This window comes from Paenibacillus sp. LPE1-1-1.1 (assembly GCF_040676435.1).
GTDB lineage: Bacteria > Bacillota > Bacilli > Paenibacillales > Paenibacillaceae > Pristimantibacillus.
This window is the reverse complement of sequence record NZ_JBEGHY010000044.1, coordinates 384,687-401,193: the sequence shown is the minus strand read 5'-3', so window position 1 is coordinate 401,193 and position 16,507 is coordinate 384,687. Positions and strand designations below refer to the sequence as shown.

Sequence of the window (16,507 nt, the reverse complement as noted above, 5' to 3'; positions counted from 1 at the left end):
GTTAAACCGCATGCCAGTCATTTAAGTTATAATATGGAAAAATACTAGAGGTGAAGTCATGTCCGGCCAGCTAAGCGATTACCCTGTTGCACGCGTATTGAATCTCCATAGCGTAAAATGGAAGATACTGATTTGTTTCGCAATCATTTTTTTATTGGGAGCGCCCGCAGCCCAAAGAACGCTGGCTGCAGAGGACAAGCAGGTCGTAACCGACCCCGTGCTAAGCGTACAGCACCAAAAAGGCGACACGCTAATCTCTATCCGGATGGGCATGCATAAAACCGAAGTAGACCGCTTGCTGGGTAACCCGGAAGCTTACCTTACCCCAGATGGCGGACAATATTTTAAGTATGAAGATCTGTATGCCGCTTATATAGATGACCGGCTGGCGTGGCTGTCGCTTGGAACAGAATCAAAGCTGGCCCAAGGCGTTACGTTCCAGATGAGCCAGGCAGATGCGTTAAAGATACTAGGGGAGACCTCTGTGCCTAACCGGTTTGTTTATGTCTACCGGTGGGATAGCCAAGCAGGTAAAGCGGTGCAATTAAAAGGGGAAAAAGAAATACAGCTGCACCAAGAAAGTCCTGATGTTTATTCCTTAAGCCTAAGCGTCAATTTCAATGGCGAGGTTTCTAGCATCCAAATCGTAAGAAATGATTATACGGCATTGTCCGAAAAACATTTAATCGAAAAAAATGCCATTTCAATTCCGTTTAGACCGGTTAAGCTGCTGAACATGAAGGATCTCTCCTTTACTCCCCAAGGCAGGCAAACGTATATAACGCTTGGCATGCAGCGGGAAAAAGCCGAAGAAATCACCGGCAAGCCGATCGATGAAAATTTGTTTGGCATTGTTTATGACGGCATCACGATTTCTTATCGAAATAATCAAGTCGTATCCATGATCATAAGATTAAGCGATGATTCAAAGACGATTTACGAGACACCCCGGGGAGCGGGACTGCTGACGAGTACAGCACTATTTAAAGGCTTATACGGAAAACCCTCATCAGAAAAAGATCCATTTGTGGATTACATTTTCGTCATGGATGAGAAAAAGGACCGGATGCACACGATGAGAGAATTCGGGACAGCCGCTGTAAATGGCCATAAGCCTAAATATGCGATCAGCATGATTACCGTGGAGGTTAAGGGTCAGCGTTACATCAGCTATATGATGATTTGCGATTACCAGTTTGCTCAGAACCCGATATAGAGCATAACATTTATGCTGCGAAGCTCCTCGATATAAATGCACCAAAAAGCTGTCTCCGTCAGGCTCATAGCCTTCAGAGGCAGCTTTTTTGGTTGCGTCATCAGGCGCGTTTTTCAAAAGGGGATTCTACTTCTGCTACAGGGGACAGGGTGATTTGTTTATGTGGATGCATTTGATTTTTAGGCCGATGAATAATATACGATAGCAGCATGACGTTTATGGGCAGAGTACCGGGCGGATATACGAAATAAACGTCTTCCCATTGGGGAGCGAACTTATTTTTATACTCGTAAAGACCCTTAAAGTTATACATTTTGTTTCCGTACCGGTATAACAGCTTAGCTAAGCGAAACCTGTCAACATGGGCTAAAGGCGCCATTCCCAGACTGCATACATCGTAGCTTTGTTCCTTCGCCCATAGAAATAACGACACGAACAGAACATCCATCGTTCCATGCGGGCATGCATCCGTATGGCGCATAAGATCAACCGTGATCCGGCGGGTATAGGATTCTTCTTTGGTTTTTGCAGTAGGGTATGATCCGCCAGCAACCGATGCAAAGGCTTCATAATTTCCTTCAGGGCTGATCAAGACAGCGACGGGGTATTGTCTGATATAAGCCTTAGAGAACGAGCCGACAGAGAAGCCTTTCTCCCTGCGGTTGGCAAGCCATTCCTCCGATATCGCTTCAAGACGGTTGAGCTGCGAGCTCGAATAAGGAGGCTGCAGCACCTCGAAAGTAAAGCCGTTGCGTTGAAATTTATTCATGCGGTTGCGTATCTTAAGCCATTGCTTCCCCTTTAAATTAAAGGAGGCTAGGTCTACCTGGGCTTCCTCTCCGATTTTGGCGCTTTGCAGTCCTAAATCTTCATAGAGCGGCAGGTAGGATGACTTTGCCTGATAAAATACAGGGATACGTTTATCTTTGTCGCAGCCGGCAATAAAATGCGCGATGATCCGTTTCACGGCATCGGGCTTTCCTAGCGGGTCTCCCAGCACGATCCTCCGGTTACCGACGGAACGGTATACAAGGAGAGCCTCATAATTGGAATCCCAAAGCCATTCCTTATCGCCAAGGAAATATAAATGGGAGTGCGATTGGTGGCCGCAGCTTTTTAGCAGGTTTTTTAGGCGTTTTTCAGAAAGGTTATCGATCATTTGCAAATCCTCCAAATAAGCAACGACGAAGCAGGTGGCTGTGTCGAATATTGTCGTTCATTTTATTCATCGGCGTTTATTATACTTGTTTATAGAGGAAATACAATATCCGTCAAAGAATAGTTGTGGAATCCGTATTATCTTTATTGCTAAGCGATATTTTAAGCTATAATAAGCTCAAACGTTCAAGTTTGAGGTTCCTCACTACTCTAAATTAAAGGGGATCATGACATGAGAATTGCAAGACCTCCCTGTTAATCCTTAGGGTCATATCGTCCCCGACCGCCTCCGTGATTTGATTGCGCATTGGCAATCAGAGAGGAGAGGGGCCGTTATTTATGGGCGATATTCCGAACATTTGGAAGCTACTCGTTATTCGTTTTTTTTCTAGTTTAATTCCCGCCTATGTAATCGAGAGGTTATTTTGGGAAGATCGAGGCATGACCATTCAGATGGTCGTATATACCGAAATTATTTTTGCGTTTACGATCGTTTTGTTTGAGGTCCCCTCCGGCATTATGGCGGATAAATGGGGAAGGAAGCACTTGCTCGTCGTATCCGCTCTTCTGAGCTGCAGCGAGTTTCTTATTCTCGTGTTTGCCACGGAGTTTTGGCATTTTGCGCTGGTCGTTTTTCTGGCAGCGATTGGCCACTCGGCAAGCAGCGGGGCAGAGGATGCTTTGCTGTATGACTCCCTGCTCGCGAAGGGAAAAGAGAAGCATTTCGAGAAAATAGTAGGCCGTTTAAATGCTCTGGATACCATTTCGATTATTATCGCTGCCTTGTGCGGAAGCTTCTTGGCCAGCCGCTTTGGCTATGAGCTGAACTACTGGATCTCGCTCGGGGCAGTGGCCATATCCCTTGGCGTAACCATTCTTTTGGTTGAGCCGGATAGGAACAGCCGCGAAGATGACGGGCCGCTACCGATCAAAGCGTACATTACGGATTCCGTGCGTTTTTTCAGAAGCAATCCCGGACTATGCTTGGTGCTGTTATCGGGAATGGTAACCGGTGCCGCCGTTAACTTTATCGATGAGTTCTGGCAAATTTATTTGGAGAGATTAAATATCCCGGTCGTCTATTTTGGACTCTTTTCGGCTGCGGTTTTCTTTCTCAGGCTGCCGGGCAATATTCTAGCTTACAAGCTGAAAAATGTTTTCAGCTACAGGGCGCTGCTTCTGGGCATTACGGCGTTTTTGACGGCAGGCTTCGTATATATGTCGATCATGAAAGACTACAGCGGCTTGGCTGCCATGATTGCTGTCTGTTTGGCTGCGGGCATTATCGAGCCGCTTGCCGCGGGTTATTTGCATCATCGCATCGATTCTTCGATGAGAGCGACAATGGGATCCTTTCAGTCATTGGGCGAAAATTTCCTTCTCACCTTTACAGGGCTCGGATTCGGTTATTACTCGTCCCGATTCGATATCTTTGGTGGCTTTGGGTTCATCGCTGCCTTGTGCGGCATGTATTTTGTTTATTTTCTGCTCGCTTCCAAGAAGGTTGTCGAGTAAGAGTAGATCAAAAGAGCGAAAGGGGCCATTCTAGATGCATATGCGCTAGGAGGCCTCTTTTTTATGTCAAATAAATGAGGGATCTCCCCCTTGTTTTAATGGGCCAATTTTGGGACAATAATAAGCAGATTATTCGTTTCGGCAGTATAGGCAGATTAGACTGGATTTTGCAGTATTGAAAAGAGGATATCCTATGAATAAACCATCTATATATGGATTAACGTTTGAGCAGCTGACGGAGTGGCTGAAGGAACGCGGATTCACCAAATTCCGGGCATCGCAGGTGTGGGAATATCTATACCGGAAGCGCGTAACGTTGTTTACGGACATGGTGGATGTAAAAGCGGAATGCGTTCAGCTGCTGTCGGAGCATTTTGTCATCCAGACGCTTACTGAGCATACAAGGCAGGAATCGGCGGACGGGACGAACAAGTTTTTGTTCAAGCTGCAGGACGGCAACCTGATCGAGACCGTATTAATGCGGCATAAATTCGGATTATCCGTTTGCGTCACGACGCAGGTTGGCTGCAACATTGGCTGCAGCTTCTGCGCGAGCGGACTGCTTGCCAAGAGCCGCGACCTATCTAGCGCGGAAATTGTCGAGCAGATTATGCAGGCTCAGCTTCATCTCGACCGGATGCAGCAGGGTGAGCAGGTGAGCCATGTCGTCGTTATGGGCATTGGCGAGCCGTTCGATAATTTCACAAACATGACCGATTTTATCGGCGTCATCAAAAGCCAAAAGGGGCTTGCGATCGCCGCCAGGCATATTACGGTTTCTACAAGCGGCTTAGCGGATAAAATCAAAGAGTTCGCCGATTCAGATCTGCAGGTTAATCTTGCCGTATCGCTGCATGCGCCGAACAACGAGCTGCGCACACGCATTATGAAGATTAACCGGGCGATTCCGATCGAGAAGTTAATGGAATCCATCGATTATTATTTGGAGAAGACGAATCGCAGAATTACGCTGGAGTATATTTTGCTCAAGGACGTGAACGACCAGAAGGAGCATGCGCTGGAGCTTGCCGAGCTGATCGGGAATCGCCGCAGCCTGGCCAACGTAAATCTCATTCCTTACAATCCGGTGGATGAGCATAGCCAGTATCAGCGGACGGACCGGGAAACGATTCGCGCTTTCTACGATACCTTGAAAAAACAGGGCGTCAGCGTCAGCGTTCGACTGGAGCACGGCACGGATATCGACGCGGCCTGCGGACAGCTCAGAAGCAAGCAAATCAAAAAATCCAAGGAGCTTCAGCTTGGCTAAATAAGGACGGCATGAAGAACATTTCCTATTCCGGGAATGTTCTTTTTTGCGTTAACGTGACAGCCTTCTTCTTCCATATCTTTTCTGTTAAGATGAATTTGCTGCCGGGGTTATTTTCGGCTAAGAAAGGTGTATGGACATGAAAAAAAAAGCGTTGGATTTACTCATCATAATGGCTGGAGCGCTTATTTTTGCACTCGCAATCAATCTATTCGTTATTCCGAATGAGCTTGGAGAAGGCGGCGTTACCGGGATTACGATTATTTTATATTATTTGTTCGGCTGGTCGCCGGGACTGGTCAGTTTAATTTTCAATTCCTTTCTCCTGCTGATCGGCTATCGCTTTCTGGACCGGAGAACGGTATTTTATACGATTGCAGCGGTCTTGTTTCATTCCCTCTTTCTGCATTTGACCGAGGACTGGCGCATCGTATCGGATGAAATAACGGTAAATGCCGTGTTTGGCGGATTGCTCGGAGGGATTGGGATCGGACTTATTATTAGGGTCGGAGGCACCACCGCAGGCTCGACGATTCTGGCGCGCATCGCACATAAGTATTTGGACTGGAATATCAGTTACGCGCTGCTGTTTTTTGACTTAATTGTCGCTTTCTCCTCTTATTTCATTATCGGGGCACAGGCGCTTATGCTGACGATTATCATGCTGTATATTGGAACGAAGGTCATGGATTTTATTATTGAGGGTGTAAACCCGAAGAAAGCCGTGACGATTATATCCAAGCAGCAGGACAAGATTGCCGAGCAGGTTAACGTGGTAATGGACAGGGGCGTTACGGTGATCTACGGGCGCGGATATTATACGAAAACGCCTCAGGAAATTCTCTATATCGTCATTAGCAAGCAGGAGCTTAGCACGCTGAAGAAAATCGTGAAGGCAGCCGATAAGAACGCTTTTATTACCATTCATGATGTGCGCGACGTGTTCGGCGAGGGATTTATTGATATTTCGAAGTAAAGGAATCCGAATGAAGCAACTGGAAGCCATCGCTTTTCGCATATTTTTGAAATATAGGGTAAGATGAGAGCAAGAATGCAAAATGGGAGCTGTTTAGATGTCGAACGACGAAGTGATTTTGACCAAAGAGGGCTTAGAGCAATTGCAAGCCGAGCTGGATGATTTGAAATACGTAAAGCGCAAAGAATTGGCCGCCCGGATTAAATTGGCGATAAGCTACGGCGACTTAAAGGAAAACAGCGAGTATCATTCAGCGAAAAACGACCAGTCATTTATGGAAACACGGATTATTATACTAACTAATATGCTGAAAAAAGCCCGCGTCATCGAAGCAGATACCCAAGATCTCTCAAAGGTCAATATCGGCTTGACCGTTATTTTGAATGACATTGAGTTTTCAGAGAAAATTACGTACAAAATCGTAGGCACCGAAGAAGCCGATGTCGCAGAAAATAAAATCTCCTACGAAAGCCCGCTTGGCAAGGAGCTTCTTGGAAAAAGCGTAGGCAGTATCATTAGCGTAAACGCGCCTATGGGCGTTATTAAATACGAGCTTCTTGAAATTAAAGCGTAATTATTCATTCCTAAGGAAAAGGATGAGGGCGAAATGGGAAAGCAATTTGATGCCATATTACCTCAACATGAGGCGTTTATTCGCCAGCAGCATATTTTTTTTATTGGTTCGGCTCCGCTATCGGCAGAAGGGCATGTCAACTTATCGCCCAAAGGACATGATTCTCTAAGGATATTGTCCGCTAATCGCGTGGCTTATCTGGATTTGACAGGCAGCGGCAATGAAACCAGCGCGCATCTTGAAGAAAACGGAAGAGTGACGGTCATGTTTTGCGCATTCGACGGAGCGCCTAACATTATGAGACTTTACGGGAAAGGTACTGTCGTGCTGCCGGATTCACCGGGATGGGAGGCGTTATATCCGCTTTTCACGCCGATTCCGGGGGCGAGGCAGATTATTGACATCGAGGTGCATAAGGTGCAGACTTCATGCGGTTATTCGATTCCGTTCATGTCTTATACTGGCGAACGCGACACCCTTCAGCGCTGGTCGGTTCAGCAGGGAGAAGAAGGCCTTAAGTCGTACAGAAAAGAGAAAAACCAGAAGAGCATTGACGGCATGCCAACGCCATTGAGTTCCCTTTACGAATGATTTGCGGGGAATAGCTAACAATATAACAGGCTATTCCATTCGAATCATTTAAGGAGAAGGTAACTATGAAGAGCAAATTTCTTATCGCCGCTATTTTGTGCGCGACAGTCGCAGTCAGTTCCGCGCCGTTAAGAGTCCAGGCAAGCGAAATGGATCACCGTCACGGACATGAGGGCTATGCAAGCCCGGCAGCCGTAAAGTTGAAAGAGGACTCGAGAAAGCTGTGGATCGAACATGCGCTGTGGACGAGAAATTACATAGTGAGTGCATTGGCGGGGCTTGAGGATAAGGACGTCACGCTGAAGCGGCTGCTTAAGAACCAGCAGGATATCGGGAATAGCTTTAAACCGTTTTACGGTGAGGCGGCTGGGAATGAGCTTGCTGCGCTTCTGCAGGAGCATATCGCAATTGCAGGCAAATTGGTAGGCGCCTTAGCGAGCGGGAATCAAGCGGATGCAGCAAAATACAACAAAGAGTGGTATAGAAACGCGGATGATATTGCGGCATTTCTAAGCAAAAAAAATCCGAATTGGTCCGAGAAAGCGCTCAAAGACCTACTGTACGTTCATTTGCAGCTGCTCAGCGAGGATGTAGCGGCCAGGCTTCAAAAGAATTGGGATGCGGATGTAGCGGCCTTCGATAAAGGCGAAGACCATATTCTGATGCTTGCGGATGCCCTCACGGAAGGCATCATTAAGCAGTTCCCTCAAACCTTTAACTAACGGAACGTAATAAAGAAAAGAGCTGATCCGTCCATGACGGATTAGCTTTTTTTATGGCGAAAATAAGCGAAAACGACAGCATCGCCTCCTATACGAGCCAGGTAAGCAGATTCCGACAAAAATAGATGAGAAAAGATTAATGAGCTATGGGACTCTAGCTTGATGTAAACTAACACTAAGTATGGCAAAGTATTACTTAGGAATGCATGAAGCTAAAAAACGAACATAGGAAGCTAGTTTTGTTTCCCAAAACTTTTCTAGGAGGAAAGCGATTATGAATTTTCATTTCTTTGTAGGCAACGATAACGGAAACAGTGAGCATGATCTAATTATTGACGGTAAACTGGTTCAGCAGCCGAATGTAAATTGCACGGTGGACGAGCTCCCATGGAGCGAGGAGCAATCGCCGGAAAGCTTTATCAAAAACTTGCAAGACCAGCTGGTCGTCACCATAGATTCGCCTGCTGCAAGACCGGGAATGTACTATGTCGGGAAGTTTGCCCTAGAGAGCGGAGAGATTTTGGACAACCTTCAAATCGGAATTGATCTAAAAAGCGATATGGATCTCCCGGTTATCAATACGCTTGCCCAAATCGCGGCGATGGCCGTGCAGAAGGGCTATGAGGAAGAGAAAAAAATTCCTGAACAAATTGATGTAGAGGTCGATATGGCAACCGCTTTGCCGGTCACCCAGCATACGGATGAGACCTCCACGAAGTTCGAGAAGCGCTTCACTACGGGCACGCATCACGTAACGGTGCATTTGGGCATTCAGCGCGTAGCCGTGAAGATCGTATTCCCTTTTGCCAAGGTCGTTCCTGAGGCCACGCCGGTTATTTTCACCCTGCAGAAGGATGCGGCTGGCGGCTGGAGAGAAGGGGATATCTTTGATGATTTCCTTCAATCCTACGGCATTGAGAAGAAATTTACCGGCAGCTATTTTAAGGATAAACGTATTCTGCATGTGGATATCGGTGACGGCTCCACGGAATACCCAATTACGGAAGGCAATAAATTTTTGCGTCAATTCGTCCATGGCAGCCATCACGGTGCTGGCTATGCGATTGAAGAAGCGCTTCAGGAGTTCAATCGCCTCATTCACTTGCCGGACAGCCCGCGTCAATTTTTCAGCGACGTGATTAAAAATCCGGCTCATAAGTATCACGCACGCGCGCTTAAGACGCTAAAGAGGCCGCTTGAGAGCCAGGTTAGGCAAATTGTCCAGCATGTCAAAAAACAGCTGACCAAGGCGCGTAACGAAATTGATTTGATCTGCGTATACGGCGGCGGAAGCATTCTCATGCGCTCTGTCTTATATGCACAGCTTAAAGAGCTTTGCACGGAGCGCGAAATGCAGCTGCTGTATATTCCGGCCGAGTATGCCGTACAGCTTAATGCGATGGGGCTCGATGCTTTTGTACGTGGAAAAATTTATGAGGCGCTCAAAAATAAGGCGGTTCAACCCGTATAAGCCTCATCAGGTTAACTTTGGGCATATTCTAACGGATTTTGGTAGGTGACTGTAATGAAAAAAACTAAGCTGCCCGGTGAAAATATCAGCTTGAAAACAAAAAAGACAGAGGATCCATTGGTTATGCAGTGGCTGAATACGCAATCCAACCTCATGGATTCTCTCCGTTATTTGGTAGAGAACGAGATTGCGTTAAACGGCGTGCGGAATTTGCAGGCATTCGTTCCCATGGAGAGAAGCAGACTGCAGAGCTCCAACTCCCCAGCCATACCGCAAGAAAATGAAGCTCGTCCTCAAGTTTCTGCCGGCTTGGAGCAGATGGCAGCCGCGAAAGAAGAGGCTCCTGCTGCTCCGGTTGTTCCTGCAGCCGAGCCAGCGGTAGAGGAAGAATTCGATGATGATGATATTGAAGCTTGGAGTTAGACGCACATAGGAACTTTTGAAACGTTGAATTAGAGCAAAAATAACACTAAGTATTACTCGGTATTCCGAAGCACCATTAAGTGATGTTAAGTCACATTCGGTGGTGCTTAGGGGTGCTATTTTCGTTTTACCTAGAAAATTCCGGAAATGATTGAGCTGTATAAATGCAGTGACAAGACGTTCATTTCCATATACGATATAGGTACAGTGGAGGTTTATGGAGAGGAGCATCAGAGATAAACGAGCAAAAGCCATTTTATTATGAAAGCGCTGTAAATTTTATTGTTATTATTGTTTGTTGGGTTATGGTTGTTATTTTGTCGGCAGGATTCATGATTGAATTTTTTAAAGGGACCCGTCCGCTTTCTTTTGTGCTGCCGATCATTTCCGTTGGTTATATTTCGGTCATTGCAGGCACTTTTTTTTATAGGAATAACCCACTCACAAGGTATGTTAGGGTCGCCACCTTTAGTGGTTTTTTTATCATGTATGTATTTACTTTAATGACGGCTACGACATCCGTTACGTTTACTTTTGTATTTCCCTTAGCGACGTTATTTTGCATGTATGTCGATCGTTGGTTTATGTTCATCGTGTGCTCTTTTATTTTGCTGTTAAACGGTTTGTATATCGGAAACAAACTATACAGCGTGAGCAAGCAGGAAATCGGTGAGGCTGCCTATAACCAATTTACGACGACTATGCTTATCCATAGCTTTGTTTTGCTGTTGTTTATGTCCAGCTTAATCGCAATCGTTTACGTTTTCCATCGGCTTAGAAGAGCCATGGAGTATAAGGTGCAGGAAGCGCATCATGCCAAAGAAACGGGACAAAAGCTGTATGCGCAAGCAACCATTGACGGTCTGACAGGCGTATTCAACCGCAGGCATTTTGTGGAGAAGGTAAGAGAGCAGCTTAGCGGGACAGGCATTTCTTTCTCCTTATTGCTTTTGGATATCGATGATTTCAAAAAGGTGAACGATGTACACGGGCATTTGGCAGGTGATCAGGTGCTTATAACGATCTCTAATTTACTGCGGCAGGCTTATGCGGACATTGGAATGGTTGGCAGAGTGGGCGGCGAGGAATTTGCGGTATTCCTGCAGGGAAGAAGCGAGGACGAGAGCCTGGAAATGGCTGAAGGCTTGCGTGAAATGCTAAAGCAAACCGAGATCGCGATAAACGGGGAAAAACTGATTTCCGTTACGACCAGCGGCGGTATCGCGTATACGGACAGAAGCGGCATGACCTTCGAAGAGCTGTTCCAGCTGGCCGATAAAGCTCTGTACACCTCGAAGGATTCAGGTAAGAACCAAATTACGAAGGCACAGCCCGGCTAAATTTAATAAGGATGTTCGTGTAAAATGAACAAAAAAAAGAAGGAGGGCAAGATGCCCGCCTTCTTTTTTTGTGTGTATATTAGTACGCAAGTGCGAATAGACCGTGGATATGCGACAGGTAGCGGACATTACTTGCTTCCTTCATCAGGGATGCAGGCAAGCCTTTCAGTTGTGTCGCGTTTCCGCCGATTGTACCTACGCCGTCTTTACGGCCTAGGCTTCCAAGCGTTCCGGAGAATACAGGAACGAATTTATCCATTACGCCGCCTTTGATTTGAACCGATAGGTTGTAGCCTACCGTTTCGCCCATTTGCCAAGCAAGCTGAGCCGTTGGAGGATAAGGACGGTCGCCGCCCTCTGGGAATACGACTGCACAGTCGCCGGCAAGGAATACATCGGCATGCGAAGTCGATTGAAGAGTTGGCGTAACGGTCGAGCGGCCGCGGTCCTCTGCAAGGCCGCTGCTGCCGACTACCGGATTGCCTTTTACGCCGCCTGTCCAAATGATGGTGCTCGATTCGATCGTGCGTCCGTCTTTAAGCGAAACAGAGCTTTTTGTTGCTTCCGTGATGGCTACGCTCGTAATGAAGTTTACGCCGCGTTTCTCAAGGCTTGTAACCGCACGGTCGATCAACACTTTCGGGAAGATTGGCAGAACAGCAGGGCCTGCTTCTACGCAATATAACGAAATGTCATTGAAGTCGATGCCTTTGCTGCGGCATACTTCTGGAAGTCTGTCAGCGAATTCGCCGACAAGCTCAACGCCGGTCAAGCCGCCGCCGCCAACAACGATCGTTGCGTCAGCTTTGTTGCCTGATTTCTTATAAGCGTCAAGGCGCTCTTCCACATGCTTGCGGATGCGGTTAGCATCGGCAACGGATTTAAGAACAAGGCTGTTCTCTTCCAGGCCAGGAATACCGAAGTAGTTTGTTTCACTGCCCAGTGCAACAACAAGGGTATCGTACTTTTGTACTTGGCCGCTTGCAAGAACGACTTGTTTATCGTTTGGTTTAATTTCTTTCACCGAATCAACGATGATATTCACTTGCTTGTCGCCAAGAAGCTTGCTCAGCGGCAGCGCAACGGCTTGCTCAGCGATCGTGTCTCCGGCAAGTCTGTGCAGCTCAGTGATGATTTGGTGTGTAGGGTAACGGTTAACGATTGTGATGCTTGCTTCTGCTGCAGTCAGGTGCTTGCGGGCTGTTAGAGCTGTAAGAAGACCGCCGTAACCGCCACCAAGAATTAAAATTTGCTTCGACATGTTCATCCTCCGTTCGTTCTATGCGTAATCAGTATATTATGCTTTTTCGTTTTTACGTTCAGACAGCACACTAAGGAATGCTTGTGCAAAGCGCAGCGTTTTTTGAACTTCCGGATCTTTCAGCATTTTCAACATAGCGAACAAGCCAACAGAAGTGTTAGCCGCTTCTTGCGAACGCTCGCCAGCCTCGATTGCTGCAGTTGCGATCCCTTTTGCTTTCTCTTGCACCGGTTTGACGAATTCACCGATACCTTGAGCGAAATCGTTGATCAATACTTTGTCTGTAGCGATGTTTTGCGCGAAATCATACGCTTTGGTCATTAGTGTTACCATTTCAGCTAATTTCGGAAGGTTATCCACGAGCACAGTCAGCGACTGTTGAACCTCCGGCTTCATTAATTGATCAAGTACATCTAACGATTGCTTTTCTTCAGCCAGGCTTGCTGCTACCTCTTGTCCAGCAGATGGTTGTGACATTATAGAATGTCCTCCTTTACGTTAATTTGAAAGTAAGTTATGGTCTCAATTGTGCCATTCGCTAGAAGCGGGCGTACATCCCTAAAGTTTGTTACACTTTTCACATAGTTTCTCAAATAGATGACTGTGCGTTAGTAACAGCCTTACCCAAGATGCTTGGAGAAGGATGAGTTAGCGAGCATGACGTAATCGGATTGAACCCTTTGTTTCTATTCTACATCGTTTTCATCAAAAGTTAAAAAGAAATTTAATACTTTTGGCAAAAAAATATTGCATTTTGTTATCAAGGACAGGCGAATGCATGCATTTTGTCGATATTAACACCATTTTTTGGTTATTTGGTTGTTGCCGGATCGGTTGATGAGTTTGGTTCCAATACAAATATGCGCGAGTGCCCTTCCATAAGATATGATGAAAAGAGCCAATCGAATCCACAGACATGATAAAAAATGACGAGCATAAGGAGAAGAAGAACCATGCAGCCGTTTACGCAGAGAGTCATCGCCATCATTCAAGCCATTCCGGAAGGGGCCGTAATGACTTATGGTCAGATAGCGGAGTTAGCCGGAAGCCGCAGAGGCGCAAGACAGGTGGTCCGGATTTTACATTCGCTAAGCGGCATTCATAATCTTCCCTGGCACAGGGTAGTTAATGCAAAAGGCGAAATTGCAATTACGGATGAAGAAGCCCGCTATATGCAGATTCTTTACTTAAACGGAGAGGGAGTTGCAACGAGCGGGGATGGACGAGTCGATTTGAGCAAATACCGTTATCATGCCGTCACCGAGGAGGAAAGCTAACCGCTTGGCATCAAGGGTTAGCTTTTTTTGCTGCTCAACAGCCACAGCTTTATTAAATATCTCTGCGCAGCGCCTTTAGGACATCAATTTCGGTTGCGCGGCGGGCTGGCTGCATGCCGGACAAAATAGCAATGCCGATACTGATTGCTGCAGAAACCCAGATTAATGTCATAGGAATATAGCTGAAAATAAAGCCTGCAGGCTCGCTGTCCTCATTTTGACTGCTTAAAATGATTGGAATCAATTGGTTTGCCGCAAAGCTGACGAGAAAGGCGACTGCCGTTCCGATGAGTGTGCCCGATACTCCGATAAAACTGCTTTCCAGGAGGAAGATGCTCCGAATCGAGGATGGCGACGCGCCGATCGCTTTCATGATGCCGATGTCCTGCGTTCGCTCGGTAACCGCCATCGTCATCGTATTATAAATGCCGATTGCAGCGATCAGCACTGCGATTGCGCCTACGAATAGAAGACCCAGCTTTACGAACAAGAATATCGAATCGACCTTTTTCAGCTCGCTCGCCACGGAGTAGGCATTGTAGCCATTATCCTTAATCGTTTTGGCGATACGAGTGACATGCTGCATGTCGTCCGCGTATACAAGCACATTTTGATAATGGTCCAGAAGCCGCTGCTCCTCTGCAGGCAGCAAGGTGATTACCGATGCGATAGCGCTTTGATCCATGACTACGCTGTAATCCTGCAGCCATTCCTTAGCGGGCTGCTTCAATATGCCAACGACCTCAGCATCTAGCGCGATGGATTGGGTTTCTTTAATGGCTGCATCGGCTGGCTGCTTCAACGTAATCTTTATCGTCTTATTTAACAAACGGCCCGAGTAGGGTTGAGCTGGGTTAGACGGTAGACGCAGCGATTCTGCAAAGTGATAGCCTACGAGTATTTCATGCTCGTTTGTCGGGAATCTTCCTTCGGCTAGCTCCAGCTTGCCGTGCTGCTCCGCCTCCATGACCGTAAATACAGGTGAATGTTCAACATCGGCAGCGTAATCGTCAAGAGCGTATTGCGTATTCAGGTTAACCATGTTCTGGCGTACAACGGCCTCGACATGGGGAATGCTCTGAAAATAATCAATCTCATCCTGAGAATAGAGTGAATCTACGCTGTTCTCATCGCCGCTTGCGACAGTTTTTCCATAAATCGATACTTCGGTAACTTTACCGTTGGATGTGATCTGCTCCGTGATGCTCTTTTGAAAGCCGAATCCAATGGAAGAAAGCACGACTAGAAAGCAGCAGCCCATCGCCGTGGCCAAAACGGTCATAAACAGCCTCGATTTGTTTTTCTTCATATTTTGACGCATAAAATCATATTTATCTTTCCATTTCATATGCGGCTCTCCTTTCTAACTGACTAATTCTCCGTTATGGATCGTAACCGATCGGTGTGCGATGGAAGCGACCTCGGCATCATGCGTAATCATAAGAAACGTGGTTCCCCGCTGTTGATTCAAATGCCGGATAAATTCCAGCACCGTTTGCTCTGTCTCGCTGTCTAAGCTTCCCGTAGGCTCATCCGCCAAAATAATCGAAGGACGCAGCACCATAGCTCTCGCAATTCCGACCCGCTGCTGCTGTCCGCCTGACAGCTCGCTCGGATAAAATGATCCATAGTCGCTCATCCCTACGAGCTCAAGCGTCTCCATAACCCGTTGGTCGCGTGCCTTCTTGTCTAACCCCTTTAAGGTAAGAGGCAGCTCAATGTTCTGGAACGCGGTCATGCTGGGCATCAGCTGGAAGCTTTGAAAAATAAAGCCCATATGGTCCAGGCGAAACTTTGACCACTGTGTCTCGTTGTATTCCGTGACATTTGTGCCGTTAATGGTAATGGAACCGCTGGCGGGCTTCATATAACCGGCTGCTAAATTTAGCAATGTTGATTTACCCGATCCGCTCCGCCCGAGGACGGATACGATTTCTCCCTTAGCTACCTCTAGATGAACGTTGCTTAATACCGGGACGGTTCTCTCATTGCCTTTTCTACCGATTTGGAACTGATGGGACAGGTTTTGAATCGCTATCAATCGGATATCATCCTTTCTGTGCAAATCCATTTTGCAGCATATCATTTATAAGGAAGACGCCATTTTTTCTGAAAATGTAACCTGGTTCAGAATAGCAAGTCCGGTTACGATTAACATTTTCTAATAAAGCCTAAATTGAAACCCCGTTTCCGAACCTTTATTATGGTATAGACCAATCGGAAGGGAGAGAAGAAACATGACTACTGATATTTCACCTGGTAACGTACGCAATTTCACCGTTTCTACCGAAATCTTTTATAATCCAAACCTGGATATCTATTCGCAAATGATTTATATCGTACTTAGCTCAAGCACTGCCGATTCCGCATCGCTCACCTTGGATGAGGTTGCTAAGAAGGGCCGCATGTCGACAAAGCTCGCGATAAAAGCCATGCAGGCATTAGTAAACGAACAGTTAATTCCACATAAAGTATTCCGTAAAATGATCGGGGAGTTCCAAGATGACCGTTTGTCTTGGGCAGCCAAAGGCTTGCTGACTTATTGCAAGGAGCATAAGGAGATTACGCTGGCGGAGCTGCTGGCGCTCTCGGACCAATCGGGGGAAGACGAACAAAGCATCCGCAAAGCCTTGATGGAGCTGGAGCGAAACGGTTATTTAGAGGAGTTTCCGGATCTGAGCAAGCTGACGTATTCATAAAAATAGCACGACAT

At 46.7% G+C, this 16,507-nt stretch carries 17 protein-coding genes; 12 read left to right on the top strand and 5 right to left on the bottom strand.

Annotated elements, in window-relative coordinates; all coding sequences use genetic code 11:
• Positions 1-58: 58 nt before the first annotated feature.
• Entirely contained in the window at positions 59-1,216 is a 1,158-nt protein-coding gene (locus MRBLPE1_RS28475) for a hypothetical protein (RefSeq protein ID WP_364152435.1), read from the top strand.
• 100 nt (positions 1,217-1,316) lie between these two features.
• Here the strand turns inward: MRBLPE1_RS28475 and MRBLPE1_RS28470 are convergent, their stop codons facing one another.
• The gene (locus MRBLPE1_RS28470; RefSeq protein ID WP_364152432.1) at positions 1,317-2,375 is read right to left on the bottom strand and encodes a phosphatidylglycerol lysyltransferase domain-containing protein; all 1,059 of its coding nucleotides are present in this window, start codon (positions 2,373-2,375) and stop codon (positions 1,317-1,319) included.
• A gap of 338 nt (positions 2,376-2,713) precedes the next feature.
• Here MRBLPE1_RS28470 and MRBLPE1_RS28465 point away from each other — a divergent pair, with 338 nt between their 5' ends.
• From MRBLPE1_RS28465 to MRBLPE1_RS28425, 9 genes are all read left to right on the top strand, one after another.
• The gene (locus MRBLPE1_RS28465) at positions 2,714-3,889 is read left to right on the top strand and encodes an MFS transporter (protein WP_364152429.1); all 1,176 of its coding nucleotides are present in this window, start codon (positions 2,714-2,716) and stop codon (positions 3,887-3,889) included.
• A 193-nt stretch (positions 3,890-4,082) separates the two neighbouring features.
• Positions 4,083-5,159, top strand: coding sequence for a 23S rRNA (adenine(2503)-C(2))-methyltransferase RlmN (gene rlmN, locus MRBLPE1_RS28460; RefSeq protein WP_364152426.1), 1,077 nt, complete (start codon positions 4,083-4,085; stop codon positions 5,157-5,159).
• Between the two features lie 139 nt (positions 5,160-5,298).
• Positions 5,299-6,135: a YitT family protein gene (locus MRBLPE1_RS28455; RefSeq protein ID WP_364152423.1), complete on the top strand. Its 837-nt coding sequence runs from the start codon at positions 5,299-5,301 to the stop codon at positions 6,133-6,135.
• Between the two features lie 97 nt (positions 6,136-6,232).
• Complete coding sequence (greA, locus tag MRBLPE1_RS28450) at positions 6,233-6,709, top strand: transcription elongation factor GreA (RefSeq protein WP_364152420.1); 477 nt, start codon at positions 6,233-6,235, stop codon at positions 6,707-6,709.
• A 33-nt stretch (positions 6,710-6,742) separates the two neighbouring features.
• Positions 6,743-7,300: a pyridoxamine 5'-phosphate oxidase family protein gene (locus MRBLPE1_RS28445; protein ID WP_364152417.1), complete on the top strand. Its 558-nt coding sequence runs from the start codon at positions 6,743-6,745 to the stop codon at positions 7,298-7,300.
• Positions 7,301-7,365: 65 nt separating this feature from the next.
• Positions 7,366-8,022 (top strand): glycosyltransferase, encoded by a 657-nt coding sequence (locus MRBLPE1_RS28440; protein ID WP_414698932.1) that lies wholly within the window; start codon positions 7,366-7,368, stop codon positions 8,020-8,022.
• A gap of 274 nt (positions 8,023-8,296) precedes the next feature.
• Complete coding sequence (locus tag MRBLPE1_RS28435) at positions 8,297-9,493, top strand: ParM/StbA family protein (protein WP_364152414.1); 1,197 nt, start codon at positions 8,297-8,299, stop codon at positions 9,491-9,493.
• 54 nt (positions 9,494-9,547) lie between these two features.
• The gene (locus tag MRBLPE1_RS28430; RefSeq protein WP_364152411.1) at positions 9,548-9,916 is read left to right on the top strand and encodes a hypothetical protein; all 369 of its coding nucleotides are present in this window, start codon (positions 9,548-9,550) and stop codon (positions 9,914-9,916) included.
• Positions 9,917-10,248: 332 nt separating this feature from the next.
• Positions 10,249-11,256 (top strand): GGDEF domain-containing protein, encoded by a 1,008-nt coding sequence (locus tag MRBLPE1_RS28425; RefSeq protein WP_364152408.1) that lies wholly within the window; start codon positions 10,249-10,251, stop codon positions 11,254-11,256.
• A gap of 79 nt (positions 11,257-11,335) precedes the next feature.
• On the opposite strand, the gene MRBLPE1_RS28420 is transcribed toward MRBLPE1_RS28425, so the two are convergent.
• Positions 11,336-12,517, bottom strand: coding sequence for an NAD(P)/FAD-dependent oxidoreductase (locus MRBLPE1_RS28420; RefSeq protein ID WP_364152405.1), 1,182 nt, complete (start codon positions 12,515-12,517; stop codon positions 11,336-11,338).
• A gap of 36 nt (positions 12,518-12,553) precedes the next feature.
• The gene (locus MRBLPE1_RS28415) at positions 12,554-12,994 is read right to left on the bottom strand and encodes a DUF1641 domain-containing protein (RefSeq protein WP_364152402.1); all 441 of its coding nucleotides are present in this window, start codon (positions 12,992-12,994) and stop codon (positions 12,554-12,556) included.
• A 476-nt stretch (positions 12,995-13,470) separates the two neighbouring features.
• Between MRBLPE1_RS28415 and MRBLPE1_RS28410 the strand changes: the two genes are divergently transcribed.
• Entirely contained in the window at positions 13,471-13,794 is a 324-nt protein-coding gene (locus MRBLPE1_RS28410; protein ID WP_364152399.1) for an MGMT family protein, read from the top strand.
• Positions 13,795-13,846: 52 nt separating this feature from the next.
• Here MRBLPE1_RS28410 and MRBLPE1_RS28405 read toward each other — a convergent pair whose 3' ends face one another.
• The gene (locus MRBLPE1_RS28405) at positions 13,847-15,142 is read right to left on the bottom strand and encodes an ABC transporter permease (protein WP_364152396.1); all 1,296 of its coding nucleotides are present in this window, start codon (positions 15,140-15,142) and stop codon (positions 13,847-13,849) included.
• A 15-nt stretch (positions 15,143-15,157) separates the two neighbouring features.
• Positions 15,158-15,835 carry an ABC transporter ATP-binding protein gene (locus MRBLPE1_RS28400; RefSeq protein WP_364152393.1) on the bottom strand — a complete coding sequence of 226 codons (678 nt, stop codon included), beginning with the start codon at positions 15,833-15,835 and terminating at the stop codon, positions 15,158-15,160.
• A gap of 196 nt (positions 15,836-16,031) precedes the next feature.
• On the opposite strand from MRBLPE1_RS28400, the gene MRBLPE1_RS28395 reads away from it, so the two are divergent.
• Positions 16,032-16,493, top strand: coding sequence for a hypothetical protein (locus MRBLPE1_RS28395; RefSeq protein ID WP_364152390.1), 462 nt, complete (start codon positions 16,032-16,034; stop codon positions 16,491-16,493).
• Positions 16,494-16,507: the final 14 nt, after the last annotated feature.